The following is a 23,021-nucleotide window of genomic DNA, read 5'->3' as shown; positions in this document are numbered from 1 at the left end:
CTCAGGCCTTCGCGGAATCCGGGGCAGGGGACGCCGAAGCGGTGGCTTCGGTGCCGGCCGGTGTGCCGGTTGCGCCGTTACGGGTGTATGGCAGGCGGGCACGGACCAGCCAGCCGCCGCGGGACTTCGGACCCGCTTCGAGGGTTCCGCCGAGGGCGCCGATGCGCTCGCGCATGCCGACGATGCCGAGCCCCGTGCCCACCGACTGGTGCGCGGTCGGGCCCGCCGCGGAGTCGCTGACCTCGACCTCGAGGTCTCTCACGCCGTAGCGCAGCCGCACCGACACCTCGGCGTCGGCACCGGCATACCGGCGGCTGTTCGTCAGGGACTCCTGGATGACCCGGAAGACGGAGAGTTCCATGATCGGGGTGAGCGGGCGCGGGGTCCCGAGCGTCTCGACGTCGATGGTCTGCCCGGCGCGGCGGGCATCGGCGATGAGTTCGGGCAGATCGCCCAAGCCCGGGTTGCCGAGGCCCGGGTTGCCGGTCGTCCGATTCGCCGAGGCGGTCTGCCCTTCCGTGTCCCGCAGGGTGTGGACGAGGGTGCGGAGCTCGTCGACGGTCTCCCTGGTCGAGGACTCGATGATGCTCAGCGACTCGCGTGCCTTCTCCGGGTTCTTCTCCAGACTGCGCCGGGCGGCGGCAGCGTGGATGCCGACCCCGGCGATGTGGTGGGCGACGCCGTCGTGGAGTTCACGGGCGATGCGCACGCGTTCGAGGTCGATCGCCTGGTCGGCCAGCTGCCGGCTCTGCCGACTGACCTCCTCGTTGGCCTCGCGGAGTTCGGTCATGAGCCGACGCTGGCTCCACGCACGGTTGCCGAAGACCCAGGCTCCGCCGAAGAAGACGATGTTGATGAGGAAGGAGATGCTCGACGCCGCCGCGTACTGGAGCACCGTGAGCTGACCGAGGTTCGACCATTGGACGGCGGCAGCGGCGATGAGCGAGGCGAAGATCGCGATGCACAGCAGCAGGCGGGAGACGAAGGCCCGCCGCCGGTCGCTCTGCCACGCCCCGACGGAGTAGACGGCGAGGAAGACGGCGATCTGCGCGACTCCCGGCTCCATCGCCCCGAGGAACTGGGCGCCGACGTAGATCGTCGACACCACCCAGGCGACCCAGCTCGGGAAGCGCCGGCGCCAGACCAGAGGCACGGCGACGACGAACGAGGCCAGGCACGAGACCCACAGCGGGACCTTGAACGGCCAGAACCCCGTCGCATCGTAGAGCGCGGCGAAGATCGCCGACCCGGCGCCGAGGGCGACCACAAGGTACCAGTCGCGCGCCCGGGGCCGCCTCTCCTCGGCGGTGATCTGCTCTGCCATTCCTCCAGCTTAGGCACCGAGGTGAACGCGGGGCATCCACCGCTGTGCGGAGTGCGGGTCCGCCGCGTGGTGGAGCCTGTTGCGGACCCGCGCGGTGGACACGACCGGGTGTGGTCGAGACTGCGCGTTTCCGCTGAGCGCCTGCTCAGCCACCGATTCCCACTCGGTTATCCGCCCGAACCCCCTGCCGTGAGAGCGCGAGCCAGGCGATCCCAGCAAGCGGCGGCAGGAAGAACACGACTCTGACGACCGGGGGGATCTCCACTTGTACGGCGTTGTAGGCCGCGACCGCAAGACCGAGGGCGCTCAACCCCAGCGCGATCCACCATCCGACACGGGACCGCGCCAAGGGACCGATGAGGAGATATGCGAGCGCGACCACGAACCCGGCGCCGGCCAGGACGAACAGATAGGTCAGTGTCACCGATACCGCCTCATCGAGGCCGATGCCCGAGGCGTTCGGATAGGCGTATGCTCCTGCGAGCGCCGGGCGCACCTGTCCGGCCGAAACGACGGTGACGACGACGGCGGCGGCGCTGGCAAGTCCGCCGATGAGGGCGGCGGTGCGGGTGCGGATCATGATGTCCTCCAGAGTCCCGAAAGTGTTGAGATATGATGTCTCAACTGGTACTGCTAGGCTAAAGAGACATCATGTCTCAAGTCAAGGGGTTCCCATGCCGCGCTTGCACCGAACCACCGAGGAGACGCGATCTCTCGTCGCCGCAGCGGTCGTCGACTTCGTCGCGCGCCACGGCATCGCCGTGTGGCCGGAGATCCCCATGGAGGTCATCCTCGAGAACGCCGGCGTCTCACGCGCGTCGGCCTACCGGATCTGGTCGGGGAGGTCGGCGTTCAGTGCGTTCGCGCTCGAGCAGTGTCTCGCGGGACATGCGATGGCCACCCTGGGCACCGATCGCGCCCTCGAGCTTGCCCGCAAAGCCGTCGAGGGAGAGACCGGAGGCCGGGATTCGCGGGCGGATAGCGCGGCCCGCTTCATCGCGTTCGCCGCGGACGAGGAGCTCGATATCCTCCTCGGCTCTATCCGCTGGCGGGCCTTCGTGCGCTTCCAGGCAGTCGCGCTCGATGCCCCGACGGAAGAACTCGCCGAGCTCCTCGACCGGATCGACGCCGAGGACACCGGCCGAGTGCGCGCGGTCTACGAGCGGGTCGCAAGGGCCTGGGGGCTCGAGTCCGTGTCACCAGCGGGCACGTCTCCGATCGCCGAGGCCGCCCTCCTGCTCGCCCGCAGCGCGGTGGCGAGGATCGTCTCCGGACGGGATGAGGCGCGAATCCGCGCAGCCTACATCGAAGGGCTGTCATCGCTGGTCAAGGGCGCGTTCCGTGAACGTCCGGATGGGAAGATCGACCTCGCCGAGCTTGTCGGCTGACTAGAGGTCGACGGCGAGGATCGGTTCGGTCGTCGGCTGCTCGGATCCGCCGGAGGGTTCGACGGTGATGCCGAACTGGCTGCCGGCGCCGAACGTGCTGTCATCGACGTAGGCTAGGCTGCCGACGAGAAGCCCGGCGCTCTTGGCCCCATCGGCGCCGATGACCCACATCTGCAGGGACTTGTCCTGCGGATCGGCGACGTCTGCGGTGCTCACGCGGATGGCCTGCTCGGCCTCCGAGGAGACGACGGTGACCGTCCCACCCGTCGCGAGCACAGTCGTCGAGGCCTTGAGGTCGGGTGCGCTGAGCAGACGGGTCGCGTCGTCGAGGGTCCGCTGCGTGTGCTCGAGCCGCTCGGCCACAGCGTCCTGTTTGCGCTGCATCTGCCATGCGTTGACCGAGAACCCGGTGACGACGAGGATGACCGCGGCCGCGGCCGCCGCCCACGGAAGCCACGTGCGCATCCGCCGTCGGCGCCGCTGCGCGAGGTCGATCGGCTCTGCTGATGCGGCCGATTCGGACTCCGTCGCCGACGGTGCCGCGGACGCTGACCCGGACCCCGCTGCCGAGGATGTCGCCCCGATCGGCGCTGACGTCGTCGATTCGCTGTTTCGGGGGGCCGCCTCGGCGGGAGAATCCTCCTGCGCGACGGCATCGGGAACGGCGAGGATCGCCCGCCGCGTCTCCGCGCTCACGGGCTGGGGCTCGTCGGAGAACGCCATGAGGGCCACGGTGTCGGCGTAGGCTTCGACCTCGGCACGGAACTCGGGATCGGTCTCGTTCAGGGCGCGCGCCTCGGCGAGTTCGTCGTCGCTGAGCCCGCCCAGGGCCAGTCCGGCGGCCAGGTAGTCGCGATCTGCGCTCATCGGCTCGCCTCCAACTCTTTCCGCAGTTTCCTCATGCCGTCTCTGATCCTCGATTTGATCGTGCCCAACGGGACTCCGAGTCTCTCCGAGATCTGAGCGTGGGTCATGCCCTGATAGAACGCCATGACGATCGGCTGAGCCTGATCGGCAGGCAGGAGCTTGAGTGCTGAGACGGTGCGATCGGACTCGGCGTGATCGATGACCGTCTGTTCGACCTCCTCGCCGACCTCTGCGGCCGACCGCAGCCCGTCGGCGACGTCACGGTCACGGGAGGCCTGGACGCTGCGCACGCAGTCGATGGCCCGCCGGCGGCACATGGTCACCAGCCAGGCTCGGCCGGTTCCCCGTGAGGGATCGAAGCTGCCCGAACGCGCCCACGCCTCGGCGAAGCACTCCTGGAGCACTTCCTCGGCGAGGGAGCGACTGACGACGATGCGCATGATGACCGCCATGAGGATGGGGGATTGGGAGACGAAGAGCTCCTCGAACGCGTCGCGATCGCCGGCGGCGATCTGCACGAGCAGCCGGCCGCAGGGGTCAGACGAGGTCTCCGTCCGGGTGCCGGCCTGATCGCTGCTGCCGGGCGGGGAGTCCCCTTCGGCCCCGTGGTCATGGGAAGTCATGTTCCCATCATGTCATCTCCCGCCGAGGCGGTCGGACGACATACCGGAAGCGGTGACTGCGGGTCGAGGGGGATGCCCCGGAGGGACGTGGGCGTCAGGCCGACCTCATGTGGGGATGGGTCGTAGAGCCTCGGTGGGGGAGCGAGGCCCGTGAGCGCCGCCGGGGACCGGACTGAGAGATCGGTCCCCGGCAGCTCCTCCCATCCCTCACGTGGGAGGTCAGGGCATGCCTCACTTGGGAGGCATGAGCACGCTGTCGACCATGTAGACGGTCGCGTTCGCGGTCTTCACTCCACCGCAGACGAGCTTGGCGTCGTCGAAGGTGAGGTCGTCGCCGCTGCCGGCGATCTTGACCTTCGAGCCCTCGACGGTCTCCTGCTCGCCGACGATCTCATCGGGGGAGAGCTGACCGGGGATGACGTGGTAGGTGAGGACCTTCGTCAGCTCATCGGCGTTGCCCGCCACCGCTTCGAGATCCTTCTTCGGGATCTTGTCGAACGCCTCGTTGACCGGGGCGATGACGGTGAACTCGTCACCGTTGAGGGTGTCGACGAGGTTGACGTCGGGGTTGAGCTTGCCGGAGACGGCATCGGTGAGCGTCGAGAGCATCGGGTTGTTCGAGGCCGCCGTGGCCACGGGATCCTTGGCCATGCCCTCGACCGAGCCGGCACCGTCGGGGTTCTGCTCGGCGTAGGCCGCGCAGCCGGGGCCGACGAGGGCCGAGTCGGCCATCGTGTCCTCGGACGCCGGTGCCGAGGTCTCGGCCGAGCTGCTCGACTCCGCCTCCGAGCTGCCTTCCGAACCGCTCGTGCCCGAGCATCCGGACAGCACCAGAAGGCCGATCGCGCCGGCCGAGACGAGAGCTGCAGTGCGAGTGCGAAGCGTGGTGGTCATCGTTCTTCTCCTTGTTTCACTGTGTTGCGATTCTCTGGTCGACACAGCTCTTGACTGTCCTGCTGTGTACCTGGTGTTCGCAGCCGTTGCCGTTCCGGATGGGTGCGGGGCGAGAAATCTTGGGAAAGTTCGCCTGTGGGTGACGTCAGTCGGCGGCATCAGTCGACGGCATCAGTCGGCGGCATCAGTCGACGGTGAACTGGATGCGGTGGTGGCCGGTGGCCGAATTGGGGATCGACTCACGGCGCTCGGCGGTCTGGACCGTGCCGTCCTTGTCGACGGCGCGCACGGTGATCGCGTGGAGACCGGAACCGACGTCGGGGAACTCCGCCTTCCACTGCCGCCACGTGTCGACGGTGGCCTCCGCACCGAGCTCGGCCGGCGTCCAGTCCCCGTCGTCGAGGCGGACGTCGACGCGGGCGATCCCCCGCCGCTGCGCCCACGCGCTGCCGCCGGCGACGATCGTGCCGGGGGCCAGCCGCGCGAGGGGCCGCGGCACGTCGATGCGCGAGGCGACGAGGACGGGCGCCTTCGCATCCCACCCCCGTTGGGTCCAGTACGCCTCCTGCTCGTCGAAGCGGGTGAGTTCGAGTTCGGTCACCCACTTCGTCGCCGAGACGAACCCGTAGAGACCGGCGACGACGAGTCGCGCCGGGAAGCCGTGCTCGGGAGTCAGCTGCTCCCCGTTCATGCCGACCGCCAGGAGAGCCTCGCGGTCGTCGAGCATCGCCTCGAGCGGAGTCGAAGCGGTGAAACCGTCGAACGAGCGGGAGAGGACCATGTCCGCATCCGCCTGCGGCCCGGCGCGGCGCAGCAGCTCGCGGACGGGATAGCCCAGCCACGTCGCCGTTCCGAGGAGATCCCCGCCGACCGGGTTGGACACGCAGGTCAGCGTCGTGTGCTGTTCGGTCAGCGGCAGGTCGAGGAGTTCGTCCATCGTGATCGTCACCTCGGTCTCGACCTTCCCGTGGATCCGCAGCGACCAGTCCCGCGGGTCGATCGTCGGCGGGGCGAGCACCGTGTCGATGCGGTAGAAATCGGACTGGTCCGTGATGAAGGGCCGGATGCCCTTGACGCCGAGGCTCGCATCGGCAGGGATGGGCTGTGCCCTCCGCGCGGCGCGGGGGAGGACGAGGTTCGCAACAGCGCCGCCCGCCTCCCTCGTCAGTGCGACGAGCGACTGTCCCGTGGCCAGCCCGATCGCACCGATCGCCGCCGCCGCGCCGGTGAGCGCGAAGAAGCGCCGCCGACTCGCCGAGGTGGGAGTCGGGGACGCTGAGTGCGAGAGCAGGTGGGTCGGGGTGGGCGTGGTTTTGGCTGGGGCGGTGCGGGCGGGAGGCGTGTCGGTGACGGGTTCGTCGGAGCTGCTCACGGCCTGCGTCGGCCGCGTGGGGGCAGTGGCGCCCGGCTTTGAGCCGGCGCCGTCGAACCGCAGCCCTCCCCACAGCACGACCAGACCGGCGACGAGGCCCGTCAGCGTCGGCACGACGTCGGTCGGGCCTGAGCCAGAGCGGGTGAGCACCGCAAGCGCGGGCACGAGTCCGGCGAGCCCGAACGCGATGAGCGCGGCCCGCGGTCGCTTGGCGCCGAGCCACCCGATGAGGGCACCGAGAACGAGCGCCCCGATCCCGACGGTGGCGACGAGGACGATCTTGTCGTTGCTGCCGAAGAGCGCGATGACGGGTTTGATCACGCTCGTCGGGGTGAACGGGATGATCGCCTGACCGAGGACGAGCAGCGGTGCCGAGGTCGGCCCGATCAGCCGCGCGATGAGGTCGGCGAGGCCGAAGAGGAGCAGAGTCGCAGCGACCCCGCTGAGGATCAAGCGCAGGAGAGGCGCGAACTGGCGCAGGGATGGTCTCATGACCGTGGTTCGGAGCCGAAGCCGGTCCAGATGAGTGTCGAACCCGGGTGCCGGTGAGTACCACCCTCGGTGCCGGTGCACGCCGAGCTCGGTGCCGGGGAGCGCGTTCCGAATGTTGCAGATGCGTGCCGAGACCGTGCCCTCGTCGTGACCGCCATTTCACGAAACGTTCAGCCGCGTGCCGCGCTGCTGTCGTAGCATGGATCAATGACTGAGAACCCCGGATACGCCGAGCCGCAGGCACGCCGCGAAGACTCGGACGACGAACCGAAGAGCCCGAATGCCCCCATCTACACCGCGAAGGTGGAGAACCTCGGCGGCACCTCGGGAGAGGTGCGGGTCGAGGACGGAATGACCCTGCCCACCGCACCGACCTCCCACACGGAGCTCGGCAGCAATCCGGAGCAGTTCCTCGCGATGGCCTGGAGCACCTGCCTCGGCGAGACCCTCAAAGTGGTCCTCGCCGTCAACGAGATCGACGCCCTCTCCCGGGTCCGCTGCGAGGTCGACCTCCACCAGGAGAAGTCCGGCGGCTACTACTTCGTGCCCCGCGCCTACATCTCGGTCGAAGGCATCTCGGACACGGACGCGGAGAAGTACGCGGCCCGCGCGCACGCCCGCTGCCCGATCTCGAAGCTGCTCAAAGGCATGGGCACCCCGAGCGTCGAGATCGAAGAGTACAAGAACCCTGACAACTTCCAGCTCAGCTGACAGCCGACGACGTCCAGCTCAGCTGACCCACCCCGACGCCGCAGCCTCACCGAGGCTGCGGCGTCGGCCGTTCTCCGGGGCCGCGGACCGGGAGTCTCAGCCGGCCCGCACCTCGGCGACGATGTCCGCGATCGCCTGGGCCGCCTCGGCGGGATCGATGAGCCATCCCAGATGGGATGAGTCCAGGGTCCGCACCCGGTAGGGGTTGTCCGGGGTGAGCGCATCGCCCTCGGCGATGAGGCGGTCCTGCATCGCCGGAGGGATCGACCGGTCCGCGCCGAGGCGGAGGAACGTCCGCGGGATTCTCCCCCAGGTGCCCGCCTGCGCACGGTCGCCGGAGCCTCCCGCGTCGAGGCCTTCGTCCGTCTGGAACAGACTGAGGAACGTCCGGAACTCGTCGGCGCTGCGATCGGCGGCGAAGAGGTCTTTGAGAGCGGCGAATTGCTCACCGGTGGCAGCCCGGAAGTTGCAGCGCAGCGCCCCGAGCTCGCCGGGGCTGCCGACGAGGAGGGATGCGAGCACCGCATTGTCGACCCCGGCCATCTCGGGTTCGGCGTTGTAGGCGGCGGCGTCGAGGTCGACCGGTGCCCACGCCGAGGCATAGACGAGGTGGGCGAAGAGATCGGGCCGGGCATTCGCAGCCAAGGTCAGAGCGGTGCCGCCGCGACTGTGGGCGAGGGCGATGACGGGGCCGTGCGCACGGATGGCGGCGACCGCCTCGGCGAGGTGGGTCACGGTGTCGGCGTGGGAGATCCCGGCCATCGCACTCGGCGCACTCGCCAGCGCCTCGAGGTCCTGCGGGGACTGGTAGGCGGCGGGAGACGTCGTGGCGAAGCCGTGACCGGGCAGGTCGAGAGCCGCCGAGCGCACGCCGTGGGCGGCGAGTGCCGCCTGGAGAGGCGCGAAGGAGAACGAGTTCGCGAAGGCGCCGTGGATGAGGACGACGGTCGGTTCGCCGGTCGCACGGTCGGTCGCAGGCGAGCCTGCGGGTCTGGGCGCGGGGCTGGTCGCAGCGGCAGGCGACGTATCTGTCGTGGCAGGCGAGGTCATGGTCTCACCCTAGCCGCACTACAGTGGGGCGCAGGCAGACGAACCCACCGAGGAGGACCATGACCTTCACCGAGACCGTCCTCCTCGCCCTCGACCTCCTGGGCACGTTCGTCTTCGCGATCTCCGGGGTCCTGCTCGCGGCCAGGCGCAACTTCGACATCACCGGCGGTCTCGTCCTCGGCACCCTCGCCGGCATCGGCGGCGGCATCATCCGCGACATCCTCCTCGACCGCGTGCCCAATGCGCTCGCCCACCCCGTCTACCTCGCCCCGCCGCTCGTGGCGACCCTGCTCATCTACTTCATCGGCCAGCGCACGTTCCGCGCGCGGATCTGGATCATCGTCTTCGACGCCCTCGGCATGGGTCTCTTCAGCCTCACCGGAACCGCGATCGCCCTCGAAGCAGGCTCCCCACCAGCAGTCGCACTCCTCATGGGGGCGCTCACCGCATGCGGCGGCGGACTGCTCCGCGACGTCGTGGCCAACGAGGATCCCGCGATCTTCCGCGGCACCGACCTCTACCTCATCCCCGCCCTCTTCGGGTCGGGGCTGACGATCCTCGCCGAGAGGGTCGGCCTCCTCGGCGGCATCACCTCGGTGATCATCGCGGCCCTGGCCTTCGGGTTCCGGATGCTCGCGTGGAAGCTGCAGTGGCGGGTGCCGCAGCCGATGCGGCAGTGGTCGTTCCGGGCCCGCGAAGGCCGGTCGCGGGGCAAACGGCTGCCCTCGGTCTTCCGCCGCCCGGACTGAGGGGCTGAGAGGATCGCGGACCTCGGGAGGATCGCGGCCGCGGTGGCACCCGGCTGCGCGGTGGGGACGTCTCAGAGGATCGGCGCCGAGGAGGCCGAGGACGTCAGTGCGAACACCGCACGGGCGATCTCGTCGATGATCTCCTGCGTCGCAGGCGTGCTGTCATGGCCGGTGACCTCACCCCGTTCGATCGCCTTGAGCCGTCCGGCCACCTCGGCGTTCCACGGCATCCGCGGACTGAGCTGGGCGTAGACACCGGCCGCGGAGATGAGCGCGATGATGACCGCGGTCCGCGCATCGGGGGATCGGCCCCGGTCGAGGACGGCGGTGACGCGGTCGCGCAGGGCCGCCTCGGCGCGGGAGTCGAGGGAGGGCCAACGGGTTGTGGGAAGGACGCCGAGGATCTTCCGGGTCTCGCGGAGGATGAGGCCGCGGGCGGCGAGACGGTCGAGGACGGACTGCCGGACGTCGAGGCCGAGCGCGGAGACGAGGCCGTACGCGGAGTGCTCGGACCCGCCCATCGCGCGGAGCACCTCGGCGAGGAGGGGATCGATCTCGGGGTCGGCGTTCGTGCGCGAGGCGTGGATGCGGGTGCCGCCGACCCGACGATGCGAGTGGACCTCGAGCCTGCCGGTGAGCGCGAGTTCGGTGAGGATCGCCGCGGGCAGGACGCAGTGGAGGACCTTCGAGCCGGCGATCTGACTGCCGTCGTCGGCGAGCAGGAGGAGCATGAGGTCTTCGACGATGAGCAGTTCGTCGTCCATGGGACGCTCCTCACGCTGCAATCTCAGAGCTGCGGGGTATCGCCGAGGTGCGGGGTATCGCCAGGGTGCCGGGTATCTCCAGGGTAGGGGATCGGGCTCGGGCTCGGGGAGAACTCACGGGTGCTCATATGGACGCGTCCGGGACCACCTGCGAAGATGAGCGCATGAGCAGCAACTGGACCCAGGACCCCGCATCCCTCCTGCGCGTCGGCGAGGGCTTCCGCCTCGGCGACGTCGACCCGGAGTCGACCCCCGGATACGACGGTGACAAGAAGGCCGGCCAGAAGGACCTCGCCGCGGCCGCACCGGACCTCGATGACCTGCAGGAACGCCTGTTCGCCGCACACCACGACCAGGAGACCGGTCCGGCCGTGCTCCTCGTTCTCCAGGCGATGGACACGGCGGGCAAGGGCGGGATCGTCCGGCACGTCGTCGGCTCCGTCGACCCGCAGGGCGTCGAACTCGCCGCGTTCAAGAAGCCCACCGAGGAGGAGCTCGCCCACGACTTCCTCTGGCGCATCCGCCCGCACGTGCCGGGGGCGGGCATGATCGGTGTCTTCGACCGCTCGCACTACGAGGACGTGCTCATCGGCAAGGTCCGCGAACTCGCTCCCCCTGAGGAGATCGAACGCCGCTACGACGCGATCAACGCCTTCGAAGCCGAACTCGCCGAGGCGGGGGTCATCGTCATCAAGGTCATGCTCCACATCTCCCCCGAAGAGCAGCGCGACCGGCTCCTCGAACGTCTCGACCGGCCCGACAAGTACTGGAAGTACAACACCGGCGACGTCGACGAGCGGCTGCTGTGGCCCCAGTACATGCAGGCCTACCAGGATGTCTTCGACCGCACCTCGACGGTCATCGCCCCGTGGCACGTCGTGCCGGCGAACCGCAAGTGGTACGCCAGGCTCGCCGTGCAGCGTCTCATCATCGACGCCCTCGAGCGCATCGACCCGCAGTGGCCGCCCGCGGACTTCGACATCGAGGTGGAGAAGAAGCGCCTGCTCGCGAGCTGACGGCGCGGGTGCCGCGTGTGCGGTGCCTCGGGGCCGCGCCCACCTCCGGCTTACGGATCATCCTTGAGCGGGCGCACAATCGCCAGGCAGTGGGCCCACAACCGGCGACAGCCGGCGGAGGGCTCGGCACAGAGTGCCTGATCCGCCCGGTCAGTCCTCGAGGAGCGTTCAGTCGCGGCGGATCGTGAAGTCGACTCTCGTCGGGAGTTCGACGGTGCGCGAGACCGTGCAGTACTTGTCGTGGGAGAGACCGACGAGCTTCTCGATCTGCGAATCGGCGCGTCGGCCCGCCTCGTCGTCGGGGAACGCGAGATCGAAGTCGAGGTGGACGCTCTCGAGCCGGTTCGCTCCATCCTCGACGACCTTGTCGCCGCTGGCCCGGACGTCGAAGCGAGTCGGCTCGGTCCGCCTGCTCGTCACCGTGTCGACATCGATCGAGGAGCACCCGGCAACGGCCGCGAGCAGAAGCTCGACCGGGGTCATCAGGCCCTCCCCACGGCCGAATTCGATGCTCGCCCCATTCGGAGCGGTCGCGCGGTAGTGGTTCTCGGCGATGCGGGTCAGGTCGATGCTGCGCGTCTCGTCACTCATGGCTCCATGATCGCAGACCTGGCGATCGACGCAGGCCGGGCAGTCGGCGCAGGCGCATCGCCGACGTTCAGGCGGCCACGGTCACCGGGTGCCGAAGTCGACCTCTGAGGCCTCCTTCACTGCGGCGGTGCGTCCCGGCCCGGATTCGAAGGTCCAGGAGAGGTTCGTGTGGCAGATGACGTCCTTAGGAGGCGGTGCTCCCCACTCGGTGAGGTCCTCGGTTGTGTGGGCATCGGCGACGAGGGTGACGTCGTAGCCGCGGGCGAACCCGCCGTGGATCGTCGAGCGCACACAGCAGTCCGTCTGCGCGCCGGTGACGACGAGGTGCCCGATGCCTCGGGCCGCGAGCACGTCCTCGAAGTCGGTGTCTTCGTAGCTGCTGGCGTGGGTCTTCTCGACGATCGCCTCTCCCTCTGCGGGGGTGAGCCCGTCGACGATCTGCCACTGCTCGGAGTCCGGGGGCAGCTCCTCGGAGCTGTGGCGGACCCAGACGACCTCTGTTCCGGAGGCGCGGGCGCGGCCGACGAGGTCGGCTATGGTCCCGACCACTTCGGCGGTGTTCCAGGCTTCGGCCAGGACCCCGTTCTGGGCGTCGATGACGACGAGGGCCGTCTTCGGTCGATCGGATGGCAGCGCGGGCTGGGATTGGGCAGTGGTGTCGGTGGACATGTGATCCTCCTTGATCACTGTCGATCATGTGCCGGTCGCACATGTGCGGTCAAGGGCAGACTAGCGGGCGCCATGGACACGGTCGCAGTCCCCGGCAGCACGGACACGGCCGGAGCGACGGCACCGCGGAGACAGCAGCAGCCCCCGGCCCCGCAGACACCGCCGCAGCTCCGGACGGCGGCGCGAGGAGAATGCACACGACCGCCTCGGCGCGGGGACAGCGCACGGGACTGATTCGGCGCGAGGACAATGCACACGACCGCCTCGGCGCGGGGAGGCGACGAGACGGTCGGAAGCGGCACCGCATCGACTGCGGTGAGAGTGACTCAGGCGACGGACGGGCTCCGGCGGGCGGCGATGAAGGACCGGATGCCCATGATGATGTAGACGATGAGGAGGACGAACGTCACGGTGCTGATGATCACGGCCGCGGGGCGTTCGGCGGTGCCGGCGATGAGATCGCCGAGCTTGAGCACGTTCATGAAGGTGCCGATGACGCCGAGCAGGGCGACGACGAGGGCGATGTGGATGCCGATCTTCGGGCTGCGGAGGCCGATGAACCCGCAGATCGCGATGACGAGGCCGAGGATCGCGGGGATGAGCGCGGTCCAGCTCGCCATTGCGGTGGCGAGCCATCCGATGACGCCCATGAGGATGAGGATGATTCCGAGGCCGATCGTGGTCTTCGGCATGTGCAGGCTCCTTGGTCGTGGGTGCACGGCTCCCACCAGCCTAGGGACGGCGGCTGTCCGAGGTCGGCCATCGCCTAGTGTGGGACGAAGATGTTCACGGAGTGGAATGGAAGGGGGTTCGCCGAGGTGGACGACCACGTCCTCGACGCCCGTTCCGTCGGCTTCACGCCGATCAAGGGCACCCGCCACCGAGCTCAGCCGCAGGCGCGCTTCGATGCCGCGGGGCCGGTCGGCGATCGCCGCTTCTGCCTCATCGACGTCGGGACGAGACGCGTGCTGCGGACCGTGCAGAACCCGCGACTGTTCGCCGTCGTCGCCCGGCTTCACGGGGAGGGACTCGAGGTGACGCTGCCCGACGGACGCTCGGTCTCCGGGGTGCCCGATCTCTCCGGCGAGACGCTGACCTGCGACTACTGGGGCAGGCAGGTTCCGCTCGCCCTCACCGGCGGCACCCACGATGAGCTGCTGTCGGCACATCTCGGGCGAGCTGTGCGCCTTGCCGAAGCGCCCCGCGGAGCGATCGTCTTCGGCCGACCGCTGACGATCGTGACGACGGCATCGCTCGCCGAGGTGGCCGACCGTGCCGGACACCCGACCCTCCTTCGCGAAGCGGCCCGGTTCCGGGCGACCCTGCTCGTTCACACCGAGGAGCCGTTCGTCGAAGAGACCTGGGCGGGCCGGGAGATGCGCGTGCGCGGCGTCGGGACGAGTGCGCGCGGCGGCGAGACGAATGCGCGCGGCGGCGAGACGAATGCGCGCGGCGTCGGGACGAGTGCGCGCGGCGGCGAGACGAATGCGCGCGGCGTCGGGACGAGTGCGCGCGACATCGGGACGAGTGCCGAGCTGCGCGTGCGCATCGGCGCACCGGTGCCGCGCTGCGCGGTCATCGACCTCGACCCCGTCACCGGAAAGCGGAATGCCCGCCTGCTCGCGACCCTCGCGGCGACCCGCACGACGAACCGTGCGGGCGAACCGTTCTTCGGGGTCTACGCCGAGGTGGTCTGNCGCTCGGCAACATGGCGCAGGGTTGCCGAGCGCCCGGAGGGTTGCTCAAAACTCAGGTGACTGCGCCTCAGGTGACTGCGCCGCGGACCTTGTACTCCGGGGTGTCCCAGAGACGGTTGTCGAGGATGTCGCGCAGCGCCTCGACCGTGTCCCACACATCGGCGAAGCCGAGATAGAGCGGGGTGAGGCCGAAGCGGAGGATCGACGGCTCCCGGTAGTCGCCGATGATGCCGCGGTCGATGAGGGCGCTCATGATCGCGAACCCCTCCTCGTGGGCGATCGAGACCTGCGAGCCCCGATGCGCATGCTCGCGCGGGGTGACGATCTCGACCGGATGGTGTGCCAGCCGCGTCTCGACGAGGTCGATGAAGAGGTCGCTGAGCGCCAGCGACTTCTCCCGCACCGCACCGAGGTCCGCTCGCGCTGCCACGTCGAGGCCCACCTCGGCGACGGACATCGAGACGATCCCCTGGGTTCCGGTGAGGAAACGGCGGATGCCGTCGGCGGGAGCGTAGTCGGGGCTCATCTCGAACGGTTTCGCGTGGCTCCACCACCCGGACAGGGGCTGGGCGAAGCGGTTCTGCAGGGCCTCGGAGACCCAGACGAACGCCGGTGAGCCCGGGCCGCCGTTGAGGAACTTGTACGTGCAGCCGACGGCCATGTCCGCGCCGTGTCCGGCGAGGTCGATGGGCAGGGCGCCGGCCGAATGGCAGAGATCCCAGATCGCGAGCGCCCCGCCGTCGTGGATCGCCTGGGTCGTCGATCGCATGTCGAAGAGCCGGCCGGTGCGGTAGTTGACGTGGGTGAGGACGACGAGGGCCACCTCGTCGGTCATCGAGGTCGGGAAGCCCGCGGTCACCTCGGCGTCGTCGACGAGGCGGACCTCGAAGCCGTCGTCGAGCTGTTCGGCCAGCCCCTGGAGCATGTAGATGTCGGAGGGGAAGTTCTCCCGCTGGGTGAGGATCACCCGGCGGTCGGGGGCGTCCTCGGCCTGGATCCGCAGGGCTGCCGAGGCGGCTTTGAAGAGGTTGATCGAGGTCGTGTCGGTGACGACGGTGCTGCCGGCGCCGCCGCCGATGAGACCGGAGACCTTGTCGCCGAGCATGCCCGGCAGCTCGAACCAGCCGGCGGTGTTCCACGACCGGATGAGCCCCTCGCCCCATTCGTCTTCGATGACCTCGCGGGCGCGCTCGGCTGCACCCTTCGGGCGGGCGCCTAGCGAGTTCCCGTCGAGGTAGATCGTGTCCGCGGGGACGATGAAGTCGTCGTGGAAGGCGCGCAGCGGGTCGGCGGCGTCGAGGCGCTCGCACGCGGCGCGGTCGATGGCGGCGGCAGTGTTGTCGGCAGTGCTGTCGCCGCCGAGTTCGGTCGCGGGGTCGGTGGTTCCGGTGAGGTCGGTCATCTTTCCATCGTGCCAAAGATGCGGGAAGATCGAGGCGGAAGTGAACGATCGACGGAGAATCGAGCAGGAAATGACGAATCATTCGGATCTGATCGCCGATCACCGCACAGCTGAGACCGAACCGCTCGCCGAGGCGGACCTCGCGATCCTCCGTGAACTCAGTGCCGATGCCCGGATCTCGAACAAGGAGCTCGCCGAGCGCGTGGGCATCGCGCCGTCGACGTGTTCGGGGCGGGTGAGCGCGCTGCGCCGGCGCGGGGTGATCCGGGGCTTCCACGCCGACATCGACTATGAGGCGCTCGGTCTGCGTGTGTTCGGGATGATCTCGGTGCGGATGACGCCGGTGGGCCGGGCTTCGATGTCTGCCGTCATCGACCGGCTGCTCGCGGTGCCCGAGACCCTCGAGATCTTCCAGGTCTCCGGGGAGCGCGACCTCCTCGTCCGCATCGCCACGACCGACCCGATCGGGCTTCACGCCTACATCGACGACCACCTCGCTGACCAGGCGATCGCGCATACGCAGACGAGTCTCGTATTCGCCCACCATCGCGGGTGACGGATGCCGCGTTACGCCGGTGTGCCGTGACTGTGTCGCATGTCGAGTCAGCACCGAGGCGGCATCGACCCAGATCATGGGCGATTCCGGTCATTGACCTTGCCCGGCGCGCAGGCGAGGATGAGGATGATCCGCACCGTCACCCCGCGTTACCCCACCCCTGCGAAGGAGCAGCCATGTCCCAGATCTTCGTCAACCTTCCGACCCTCGACCTCGAGCAGGCGAAGGCGTTCTACTCCGCCCTCGGCACCCAGATCGTTCCCGAGTTCTCCGACGAGAACGCCGCGTGCGTGAAGTGGGACGACTCGATCTTCTTCATGATCCTCACGAAGGAGTACCTGCAGACCTTCACCGACAAGCCGATCGCCGACCCGCATTCGACCGCGCAGGTGATGACGGCGCTCAGCCGCGACTCCCGTGAGGACGTCGATGCGATGCGCACGACGATCCTCGAATCCGGCGGCGGGGAGAACCGTCCGCCCCAGGATCACGGGTTCATGTACGCGATCAGCATGACCGACCCGGACGGCAACATCCTCGAGTTCATGTGGATGGATCCGACCGCCGCCGAGGTGGGCCCGGAGGCATTCCTCGAAGCCGAAGGGTGAGCCCAGCGCCGTTCCGCTGCCTGAGTCCGACGCCTGAGTCCGACGCCGGGGGCAGGCCGGCCCTCCGAGGATGACGACCGCCGTTTCAGCCGGTGTGGGCGGCGATGACCTCGAGCACCTCGGTTCCGTAGCGGTCGAGCTTCTTCAGCCCCACCCCGCTGACCTCGCCCAGCTGGGCGATCGTCCTCGGCTTCGCGTCGACGATGCCGTAGATCGTCGCGTCCGGGAAGACGACGTAGGCCGGCACGGACTGCTCCTTGGCCTGAGCCGCCCGCCACGCGCGCAGCGCTTCGAACAGGGCGGAGTCCGCGGGATCGAGCGCAACCTCGGTGCCGCCTCGGCGCTTGGATGCGCTGCGACCGCCACCGGTGCGTCTGACCGGGTCGATGCGCATCGACACCTCGGCCTCCCCACGCAGCACTGGGTCGGCGGCGGGGCCGAGGACGAGCACGCCGTAGTCGCCGTGGGATTCGAGGAGTCCGCGGGCGAGGCTCTGACGGATGACGGCCTTCCACTCGGTCTCCGAGAGGTCCGCGCCGACGCCCCACACGCTGAGCTGGTCATGGTTCGACGCGCGGGAGCGGTCGTTGTCGTTGCCGCGCAGGACGTCGATGACCTGGCCGGAGCCGAAGCGCTGCCCGCGTTCGCGGTCGAGGCGGATGACGGTCGAGAGCAGCTTCTGCACGGCCACCGTCGCATCCCAGGTCGCCGGCGGGGTGAGGCACGTGTCGCAGTTGCCGCACGGGGCGGAGTCCTCGTCGAAGTAGCGCAGGAGCTGGACGCGGCGGCAGTCGACGGTTTCGCACAGGGCGAGCATCGAGTCGAGGTGGGACATCACCCGGCGCTTGTGGGACTGATCGCCTTCGCCGGATTCGATGAGGCGGCGTTGGGAGACGACGTCGCCGAGGCCGTAGACCATCCACGCGTCCGCGGGCAGTCCGTCGCGGCCGGCGCGACCGGTCTCCTGGTAGTAGCCTTCGACGCTGCGGGGCAGGTCGAGGTGGGCGACGAAGCGGACGTCGGGTTTGTCGATGCCCATGCCGAAGGCGATCGTCGCGACCATGACGATGCCGTCCTCGCGGAGGAAGCGGGCCTGATGGTCGGCGCGCACCTCGGCGGGGAGGCCGGCGTGGTACGGCAGTGCGGGGATGCCGCGGGCCACGAGCGCCTCGGCGAGCTGTTCGACGCTGCGCCGGGACAGGCAGTAGACGATTCCGGAGTCACCGGGGTGTTCGGTGGTGATGAAGTTGAGCAGCTGCGACCGGGCGGAGGCCTTCGGTTCGATCCGGTACGTGATGTTGGGGCGGTCGAAGCTTGCGACGAAGTGCTCGGCGCTCTGGAGGTGGAGGCGCTCGGTGAGCTCGGCATGCGTGGCGGGGGTCGCGGTCGCGGTCAGGGCGATGCGGGGGACCGTGGGGAACCGTTCGGCGAGCACCCCGAGGCCTAGGTAGTCGCTGCGGAAGTCATGACCCCACTGGGAGACGCAGTGGGCTTCGTCGATCGCGAAGAGCGAGATGTCGGCACGCTCGAGCAGCTGCATGGTCCGAGGGAGGACGAGCCGTTCGGGGGCGAGGTAGAGGAGGTCGAGTTCGCCGTCGAGGAGCCGACGTTCGACCTCCTGGGCTTCGTCGAGGTCGAGGGTCGAGTTGAGGTAGGCGGCCGACACGCCGAGGTTGTCCAACGCGGCCACCTGATCGGCCATGAGCGCGATGAGCGGGGAGATGACGACGCCGGTGCCGTTCCGGACGAGACTGGGGATCTGGTAGCACAGCGATTTGCCGCCGCCGGTGGGCATGAGGACGACGGCGTCTCCGCCGGAGATCAGCCGGTCGACGATCGCCGCCTGCTGGCCGCGGAACTCCTCGTATCCGAAGACATCGTGGAGGACGTCGAGGGCGGAGGTCGTGGCTGCGGCGGTCATGCCGACCAGCCTAGTGGAGGACGCTGACACGCGTACTCAGGTGGGCGCGTGCTCGGCGTGGGCGGTGAGTTCAGCGGATCCCGGAAACCGGGCGCGTGTCATCGGTCGTTTGTCAGCCATTCCATGAATCTGGTCTCGGTTCCGATGCTCCACTCCGGAATGCCGCCACTTGATACGAACTCAGACCAGAAGTGGAGTGCTTCCGCGTCGGTGATGATCCTCCGATGGTGCGCGAAGTACAGCAGCTGCCAGGAGGAAACGCAACGTATCGGAGACGCTATGCGCTTTGCGTGCTTGTCGTCTGTCGCGATGAAAGCCTTGAGCCGCCGGGCGGAGATTATCGCGATGATCTCGGCTTCACCAAGGTGCTCGTCCGGGTGTTCACCAGGCGCGGCGAATTGATCACGCAGCTGCCGAATCTTCCGATGTTCGTCATCGTCGGGAAAGAGCGGCTCTCCGAGAACCAGAGTGGCTTCCGCGGTCAGTCCGGGCAGATTGAGGCTGGACTCCAGCCGTGCACACTCACGAGCGACCGTCGCGCTCCACAGCATCCTCTCACCGAGCATCGAGTCCAACGCCTTGAGCAGGCTCGCGCGGTGGAAGTTGACCAGGACAGACGTGTCATGCAGAACCAGATTGGATTGATCGGTCATCGCGTTTCAGCCGAGAAGATCGGCCAAGTCGGCGGTGTCCGTCGGACCAGTCGATGGAGGCTCTTCGACTTCAAGCGCCTCGCTTGCTACTCCGAGCATCCACGCCAGGGTGTCCTTGTGCAGAGTGCCTTGGGCAATGCGGGCGAGATGTCCCTCTATCCAGGACTGAGGGAAGCGGCGGGCGCTGGCTTCCGTCATACGCTCGGTGATGGGGTCATCAGCACCCCAGATCCAGTGATGCCGTAGAGCTCGCTGAGTATTCTTCAGCAGCAGAGCCTGAACCGATCCGGATACCGGCCGGTCCAGGTTCTCCAGTCGATTCCGCATTGCTTCGGTGGAAACCCCGTACGCCCAGATCAGTTCCGCCATCGCCGATTCGACCACGGATTCATCGACGTCGATCAGAGCGGTCGCCGGCAGGAGGAGCTCCGCGGCGAACTCATTTGCCGCAGCCTCGGCGGCATCGACAACGGCAGACCCCGGCACGATACCCGAATGTCCGAGGCAGAGATGGCCGAGCTCGTGTGCCAAGCTCCAGTTCTCGTAGAACCAGTTTCCCGTGGAGCGGATGACAATCACTGGGCGTCCGTCAGCCATGAAGCTGTAGGCGGTGGAGATATCCTCGATCCGGATGACATTGATACCGAGAGCATCAAGCCTGTTGATGAAATCCCGGGCGAAGTCCTGGCCGAGCAGGTTGGCCATTTCATCGGGCGTGCGCGGCAACTCGGGTGGAGAGGTGTGAAGGTCGGCTTGGCGAAGGGCCAAGACGACGCCGTTGATGACGGTGCGGTCGGCTTCTGCGCCATCGGCAGATCGCCGGCGGGTATCTGGATCGAAGGCGTGCCTCGCCGATACGGTGAGAGTGTGCGGGTCGGCTTCGCCAGTGATGAGGTAATGCAGGTCGGCGTCGAGATGGCGGGCGATCGCGGCGAGTTCCGAGGCGCTGAAACCTCGTTGTCCATTGAGCGCACGAGAGAGGGCGTCGGTGGTCATGCCGACCGCCGACGCGACATCTTTCTGCAGTGATCCGTTGCTGAGAATGGCAGCACGAACCCTGGCCCCAATCGTGTCCATGATCTCATTCTATCCTCCGATTGGTAATTTCCCAATCAGAGAACACGTGGCGCATAGCTGTACCCTGAACCCGACGGACATTCGCGACACGAGGAGAGCACGGTGGAACCGAACAGACGCACGATGATCACCTCGGCGGGAGTCGTCGGCACCGTCGCAGCCGTCGGACTCACCTCGGCGTGCGGAAGCGACAGCGGACAGTCCGGAGCGGGCTCGTCGGAGTCGGCACCGGCGGACGCGACGGTCAAGGCGAGCGACGTCCCTGTCGGTTCGGGCACCGTCATCGACGAGGCGTACGTCGTCACCCAGCCGAAGGAGGGCGAGTTCTACGCCTTCTCCTCGGTGTGCACGCATCAGGGATGCCAGGTGCGCACGGTGACCGAGGACAAGATCACGTGCCCGTGCCATTCCTCGCAGTTCTCCACGACGACCGGCGAGGTGCTCGGCGGTCCGGCCACCGAGCCGCTGCCGAAGTACTCGGTCGCCGAATCGGGCGGGACGCTGACGATCTCGGGAAAGTAGGCGACTTCGTTGGCCCCTGGGGAGTCAGAGGCCTCTCAGCGGCAGGGGAGACCCACCCCAACGGTCAGCGCGGATTCCTCGGGTCATCATCGGGTTGCGCCCGACTGTCCTCCGGCCCGGGCTGTCCGTCGCCTGAGCCGCCTGCTCCGCCGCGGGATCCGTTCGCGCGGGGCAGTGCCCAGGCGACCGCGAGTCCCAGGGCGAAGCCGATCATCGCGAAGGGGACCATCTGGAGCGGCCCCCAGATGAGAAGGCCCACGACGCCTCCGATGACCATGCCGATGACGGCGACAGTCCACACTCGTCGGTCCAGCCGAAGCGGTTCTCTGCGATTCATCATCTCTCCTCAACTCTGCCTGCAGGGCGGTCGCCCGGCAGGATCTGTCGTCATTGACAGACGCGTGGTTGACCGAAACGTCGTTGACAGACTCACTGTTCTCATCCCAGACTCACTGTTCTCACCCCAGAAGCAGCCCCGGGACGGTGAGGGCGCTGGTGACGAGCAGGAGGATCGCCGACCAGATGGCGAGGCGGACCGTTGCCGCCCGTGGCGCCGCTCCTCGTGACGGCAGGTCCGGCCAGGCCACAGCTGCCCGATAGGCGGCGGCGACGCTGACGGCGCAGGCGGCCAGCCATACCCAGACGAACCAGTCTCCCCAACCGCCGAACGGCGCGATGAGGCGGACGACGAGGAGGATCGCGAGCGCGCCGACGAGCCTGGTGAACATCTGTATGCGCGAGCTCGGGTGACGCGTGGCGCCGATCGCGGTCCGCACACCGATCGCGAGGACCACGGCAGCGGTGAGCTGGGCGACGAATTCCGGGTTCATCGGACTCCTCCATCCGTTGGGGCCACAGCCGCTGAATCCGCTGCCGGCCCCGCCGACCCGGCCGCGGCCGTCCCTGCCTTCTCCGAGATCAGCGAGATCGCCCCGTCCACCGAGTTCGCGGAGTCGGAGAGGACGACGATCCCCGTCCGGTTCGCCCGGTCGAACCCGAGGAACGATCGGTAGCCGCCGGTGCCCCCGTTGTGCCACGTGACGTTCGGAATCCGGTTCGTCGTCGTCATCCACGCCCACCCGATCCGGTCGGATTCGTCGAACGTCGCTCTCGGCTCGCTCGCCGCCGCACCCGGAGCGGTGCCGTCCATCGTCGCCCGCAACCAGATCGTCATGTCCCTCGGAGTCGACCGGATCGCCCCGGCCGGTGCCGAAGCCCCCAAAGTCCACGGTGCCGCCGGCAGACCCGACGACGTCATCCCATGTGAGAGCCCTTCCGTCGAGGTGGGCACGACAGTCTCGTCCATCCCCAACGGCTGCGTGATCCGCTCCCGGACGAGGTCGGCATAGCTCGTGCCCGTCACCTCGGCGAGCGCCTGCCCGAGGACCGCGAACCCGAAGTTCGAGTACTCCGGCTTCTTGTCGCTGACATCGGCCTCACCGAGGGCGCGGACGAGATCGTCGACATCACCCCGATACGGATCCGTGTGCACATAGCCGGCAAGAATGGAGGCGATGCCATCGCCGAGGCTGGGCGGCGGCTGCTGTCGGGGCAGTCCCGAACGCTGCATCGCCAGATCTGCCAACCTCACCTCAGCGACCGCGCCTCCCAATTGAGGCCAGACCTCGCCGAGGCGGGTCGACTCGGTGACCTCGCCCCTTTCGAGGGCATCGGCGAAGAGGGCGGCGGTGAAGGTCTTCGTGATCGACCCGATCTCGAACTCCGTGTCCTCGTCCGCCCCTGTCCCGGCCGAGGAGACCGTGTCCCCGTCGACCCTGACGACGGCCACATGGTTCCAGTGGCTGCTGCCGAGCGCCTCGGCCGTGGCCTCCATGAGCGCCGCATCCCCGGTCACCTCGCCCTGGAATCCGCGGGGAAGCGGGGTGATGAGGAGGAGTCCGATCGCGGTGAGCGCGGCGATCATGCCAGCTGCCCAGACTCGCCGAGGCGGCCGCCGGGGTTCGTCTTCGATGGTGCCGGGTTCCTGGTCACTGCGGATGGTCATTGCGACTCCTCGGTGATGCGGTCACGATCCGGAAGGGCAGGGTCGAGGGGTGGTCGGATAGGCGGGGTCG

At 68.5% G+C, this 23,021-nt stretch carries 26 protein-coding genes; 8 read left to right on the top strand and 18 right to left on the bottom strand.

What is annotated here, in order from left to right:
- Position 1: 1 nt before the first annotated feature.
- Together AAHA49_RS08920 and AAHA49_RS08915 are read right to left on the bottom strand one after the other, a co-directional pair.
- Positions 2–1,324: a histidine kinase gene (locus AAHA49_RS08920; RefSeq protein WP_342037991.1), complete on the bottom strand. Its 1,323-nt coding sequence runs from the start codon at positions 1,322–1,324 to the stop codon at positions 2–4.
- Between the two features lie 145 nt (positions 1,325–1,469).
- Entirely contained in the window at positions 1,470–1,904 is a 435-nt protein-coding gene (locus AAHA49_RS08915; protein WP_342037990.1) for a DUF1129 domain-containing protein, read from the bottom strand.
- 94 nt (positions 1,905–1,998) lie between these two features.
- Here AAHA49_RS08915 and AAHA49_RS08910 point away from each other — a divergent pair, with 94 nt between their 5' ends.
- On the top strand, positions 1,999–2,712 hold the full coding sequence (locus AAHA49_RS08910; RefSeq protein ID WP_342037989.1) for a hypothetical protein: 714 nt from the start codon (positions 1,999–2,001) through the stop codon (positions 2,710–2,712).
- Here AAHA49_RS08910 and AAHA49_RS08905 read toward each other — a convergent pair whose 3' ends face one another.
- The 4 genes from AAHA49_RS08905 to AAHA49_RS08890 all read right to left on the bottom strand — a co-directional run bounded on the left by AAHA49_RS08905 (position 2,713) and on the right by AAHA49_RS08890 (position 6,960).
- Positions 2,713–3,579: an anti-sigma factor domain-containing protein gene (locus AAHA49_RS08905; protein ID WP_342037988.1), complete on the bottom strand. Its 867-nt coding sequence runs from the start codon at positions 3,577–3,579 to the stop codon at positions 2,713–2,715.
- A complete protein-coding gene (locus tag AAHA49_RS08900) occupies positions 3,576–4,202 on the bottom strand; it encodes a sigma-70 family RNA polymerase sigma factor (protein ID WP_342037987.1) in 627 nt (208 codons plus the stop codon). Before AAHA49_RS08900 ends, AAHA49_RS08905 begins: the two co-directional genes overlap by 4 nt.
- A gap of 231 nt (positions 4,203–4,433) precedes the next feature.
- Positions 4,434–5,096 carry a fasciclin domain-containing protein gene (locus tag AAHA49_RS08895; protein ID WP_342037986.1) on the bottom strand — a complete coding sequence of 221 codons (663 nt, stop codon included), beginning with the start codon at positions 5,094–5,096 and terminating at the stop codon, positions 4,434–4,436.
- A gap of 184 nt (positions 5,097–5,280) precedes the next feature.
- A complete protein-coding gene (locus AAHA49_RS08890; RefSeq protein ID WP_342037985.1) occupies positions 5,281–6,960 on the bottom strand; it encodes a molybdopterin-dependent oxidoreductase in 1,680 nt (559 codons plus the stop codon).
- A gap of 207 nt (positions 6,961–7,167) precedes the next feature.
- On the opposite strand from AAHA49_RS08890, the gene AAHA49_RS08885 reads away from it, so the two are divergent.
- Positions 7,168–7,671, top strand: a complete 504-nt coding sequence (locus tag AAHA49_RS08885; protein WP_342037984.1) for an OsmC family protein — start codon at positions 7,168–7,170, stop codon at positions 7,669–7,671.
- A 96-nt stretch (positions 7,672–7,767) separates the two neighbouring features.
- Here the strand turns inward: AAHA49_RS08885 and AAHA49_RS08880 are convergent, their stop codons facing one another.
- Positions 7,768–8,721, bottom strand: a complete 954-nt coding sequence (locus AAHA49_RS08880) for an alpha/beta hydrolase (RefSeq protein ID WP_342037983.1) — start codon at positions 8,719–8,721, stop codon at positions 7,768–7,770.
- 59 nt (positions 8,722–8,780) lie between these two features.
- Between AAHA49_RS08880 and AAHA49_RS08875 the strand changes: the two genes are divergently transcribed.
- Positions 8,781–9,470 carry a trimeric intracellular cation channel family protein gene (locus AAHA49_RS08875; protein ID WP_342037982.1) on the top strand — a complete coding sequence of 230 codons (690 nt, stop codon included), beginning with the start codon at positions 8,781–8,783 and terminating at the stop codon, positions 9,468–9,470.
- A gap of 71 nt (positions 9,471–9,541) precedes the next feature.
- Here the strand turns inward: AAHA49_RS08875 and AAHA49_RS08870 are convergent, their stop codons facing one another.
- Entirely contained in the window at positions 9,542–10,234 is a 693-nt protein-coding gene (locus AAHA49_RS08870; RefSeq protein WP_342037981.1) for a GOLPH3/VPS74 family protein, read from the bottom strand.
- 164 nt (positions 10,235–10,398) lie between these two features.
- Between AAHA49_RS08870 and AAHA49_RS08865 the strand changes: the two genes are divergently transcribed.
- Positions 10,399–11,250, top strand: coding sequence for a polyphosphate kinase 2 family protein (locus tag AAHA49_RS08865; protein WP_342037980.1), 852 nt, complete (start codon positions 10,399–10,401; stop codon positions 11,248–11,250).
- A gap of 168 nt (positions 11,251–11,418) precedes the next feature.
- Here the strand turns inward: AAHA49_RS08865 and AAHA49_RS08860 are convergent, their stop codons facing one another.
- The 3 genes from AAHA49_RS08860 to AAHA49_RS08850 all read right to left on the bottom strand — a co-directional run bounded on the left by AAHA49_RS08860 (position 11,419) and on the right by AAHA49_RS08850 (position 13,202).
- Entirely contained in the window at positions 11,419–11,841 is a 423-nt protein-coding gene (locus AAHA49_RS08860; protein WP_339391426.1) for an OsmC family protein, read from the bottom strand.
- An 81-nt stretch (positions 11,842–11,922) separates the two neighbouring features.
- Positions 11,923–12,510: a cysteine hydrolase family protein gene (locus tag AAHA49_RS08855; RefSeq protein ID WP_342037979.1), complete on the bottom strand. Its 588-nt coding sequence runs from the start codon at positions 12,508–12,510 to the stop codon at positions 11,923–11,925.
- A 326-nt stretch (positions 12,511–12,836) separates the two neighbouring features.
- On the bottom strand, positions 12,837–13,202 hold the full coding sequence (locus tag AAHA49_RS08850; RefSeq protein WP_342037978.1) for a hypothetical protein: 366 nt from the start codon (positions 13,200–13,202) through the stop codon (positions 12,837–12,839).
- Between the two features lie 90 nt (positions 13,203–13,292).
- Here AAHA49_RS08850 and AAHA49_RS08845 point away from each other — a divergent pair, with 90 nt between their 5' ends.
- The gene (locus tag AAHA49_RS08845; protein ID WP_342037977.1) at positions 13,293–14,267 is read left to right on the top strand and encodes an MOSC N-terminal beta barrel domain-containing protein; all 975 of its coding nucleotides are present in this window, start codon (positions 13,293–13,295) and stop codon (positions 14,265–14,267) included.
- A gap of 7 nt (positions 14,268–14,274) precedes the next feature.
- On the opposite strand, the gene kynU is transcribed toward AAHA49_RS08845, so the two are convergent.
- Positions 14,275–15,609 carry a kynureninase gene (gene kynU / locus AAHA49_RS08840; RefSeq protein WP_342037976.1) on the bottom strand — a complete coding sequence of 445 codons (1,335 nt, stop codon included), beginning with the start codon at positions 15,607–15,609 and terminating at the stop codon, positions 14,275–14,277.
- A gap of 70 nt (positions 15,610–15,679) precedes the next feature.
- On the opposite strand from kynU, the gene AAHA49_RS08835 reads away from it, so the two are divergent.
- Complete coding sequence (locus AAHA49_RS08835) at positions 15,680–16,165, top strand: Lrp/AsnC family transcriptional regulator (protein ID WP_342037975.1); 486 nt, start codon at positions 15,680–15,682, stop codon at positions 16,163–16,165.
- 176 nt (positions 16,166–16,341) lie between these two features.
- A complete protein-coding gene (locus tag AAHA49_RS08830) occupies positions 16,342–16,773 on the top strand; it encodes a VOC family protein (RefSeq protein ID WP_339391420.1) in 432 nt (143 codons plus the stop codon).
- An 85-nt stretch (positions 16,774–16,858) separates the two neighbouring features.
- On the opposite strand, the gene recQ is transcribed toward AAHA49_RS08830, so the two are convergent.
- The 3 genes from recQ to AAHA49_RS08815 form a co-directional block, all read right to left on the bottom strand.
- Positions 16,859–18,694 carry a DNA helicase RecQ gene (recQ, locus tag AAHA49_RS08825; protein WP_342037974.1) on the bottom strand — a complete coding sequence of 612 codons (1,836 nt, stop codon included), beginning with the start codon at positions 18,692–18,694 and terminating at the stop codon, positions 16,859–16,861.
- A 98-nt stretch (positions 18,695–18,792) separates the two neighbouring features.
- Positions 18,793–19,347, bottom strand: a complete 555-nt coding sequence (locus tag AAHA49_RS08820) for a hypothetical protein (RefSeq protein ID WP_339391418.1) — start codon at positions 19,345–19,347, stop codon at positions 18,793–18,795.
- A gap of 6 nt (positions 19,348–19,353) precedes the next feature.
- Positions 19,354–20,424: a helix-turn-helix domain-containing protein gene (locus AAHA49_RS08815; protein ID WP_339391417.1), complete on the bottom strand. Its 1,071-nt coding sequence runs from the start codon at positions 20,422–20,424 to the stop codon at positions 19,354–19,356.
- Positions 20,425–20,526: 102 nt separating this feature from the next.
- On the opposite strand from AAHA49_RS08815, the gene AAHA49_RS08810 reads away from it, so the two are divergent.
- Entirely contained in the window at positions 20,527–20,946 is a 420-nt protein-coding gene (locus tag AAHA49_RS08810; protein ID WP_339391416.1) for a Rieske (2Fe-2S) protein, read from the top strand.
- A gap of 64 nt (positions 20,947–21,010) precedes the next feature.
- On the opposite strand, the gene AAHA49_RS08805 is transcribed toward AAHA49_RS08810, so the two are convergent.
- From AAHA49_RS08805 to AAHA49_RS08795, 3 genes are all read right to left on the bottom strand, one after another.
- Positions 21,011–21,286: a hypothetical protein gene (locus AAHA49_RS08805; RefSeq protein WP_339391415.1), complete on the bottom strand. Its 276-nt coding sequence runs from the start codon at positions 21,284–21,286 to the stop codon at positions 21,011–21,013.
- Between the two features lie 118 nt (positions 21,287–21,404).
- Positions 21,405–21,776: a hypothetical protein gene (locus tag AAHA49_RS08800; RefSeq protein ID WP_339391414.1), complete on the bottom strand. Its 372-nt coding sequence runs from the start codon at positions 21,774–21,776 to the stop codon at positions 21,405–21,407.
- Complete coding sequence (locus AAHA49_RS08795; protein ID WP_339391413.1) at positions 21,773–22,951, bottom strand: serine hydrolase domain-containing protein; 1,179 nt, start codon at positions 22,949–22,951, stop codon at positions 21,773–21,775. The genes AAHA49_RS08800 and AAHA49_RS08795 overlap by 4 nt, the downstream gene beginning before the upstream one ends.
- Positions 22,952–23,021: the final 70 nt, after the last annotated feature.

The sequence above is a fragment of the Brevibacterium ammoniilyticum genome (assembly GCF_038429965.1).
GTDB lineage: Bacteria > Actinomycetota > Actinomycetes > Actinomycetales > Brevibacteriaceae > Brevibacterium > Brevibacterium ammoniilyticum.
Note: the sequence above shows the minus strand (reverse complement) of the source record. Positions and strands in the feature narration are given on the sequence as shown.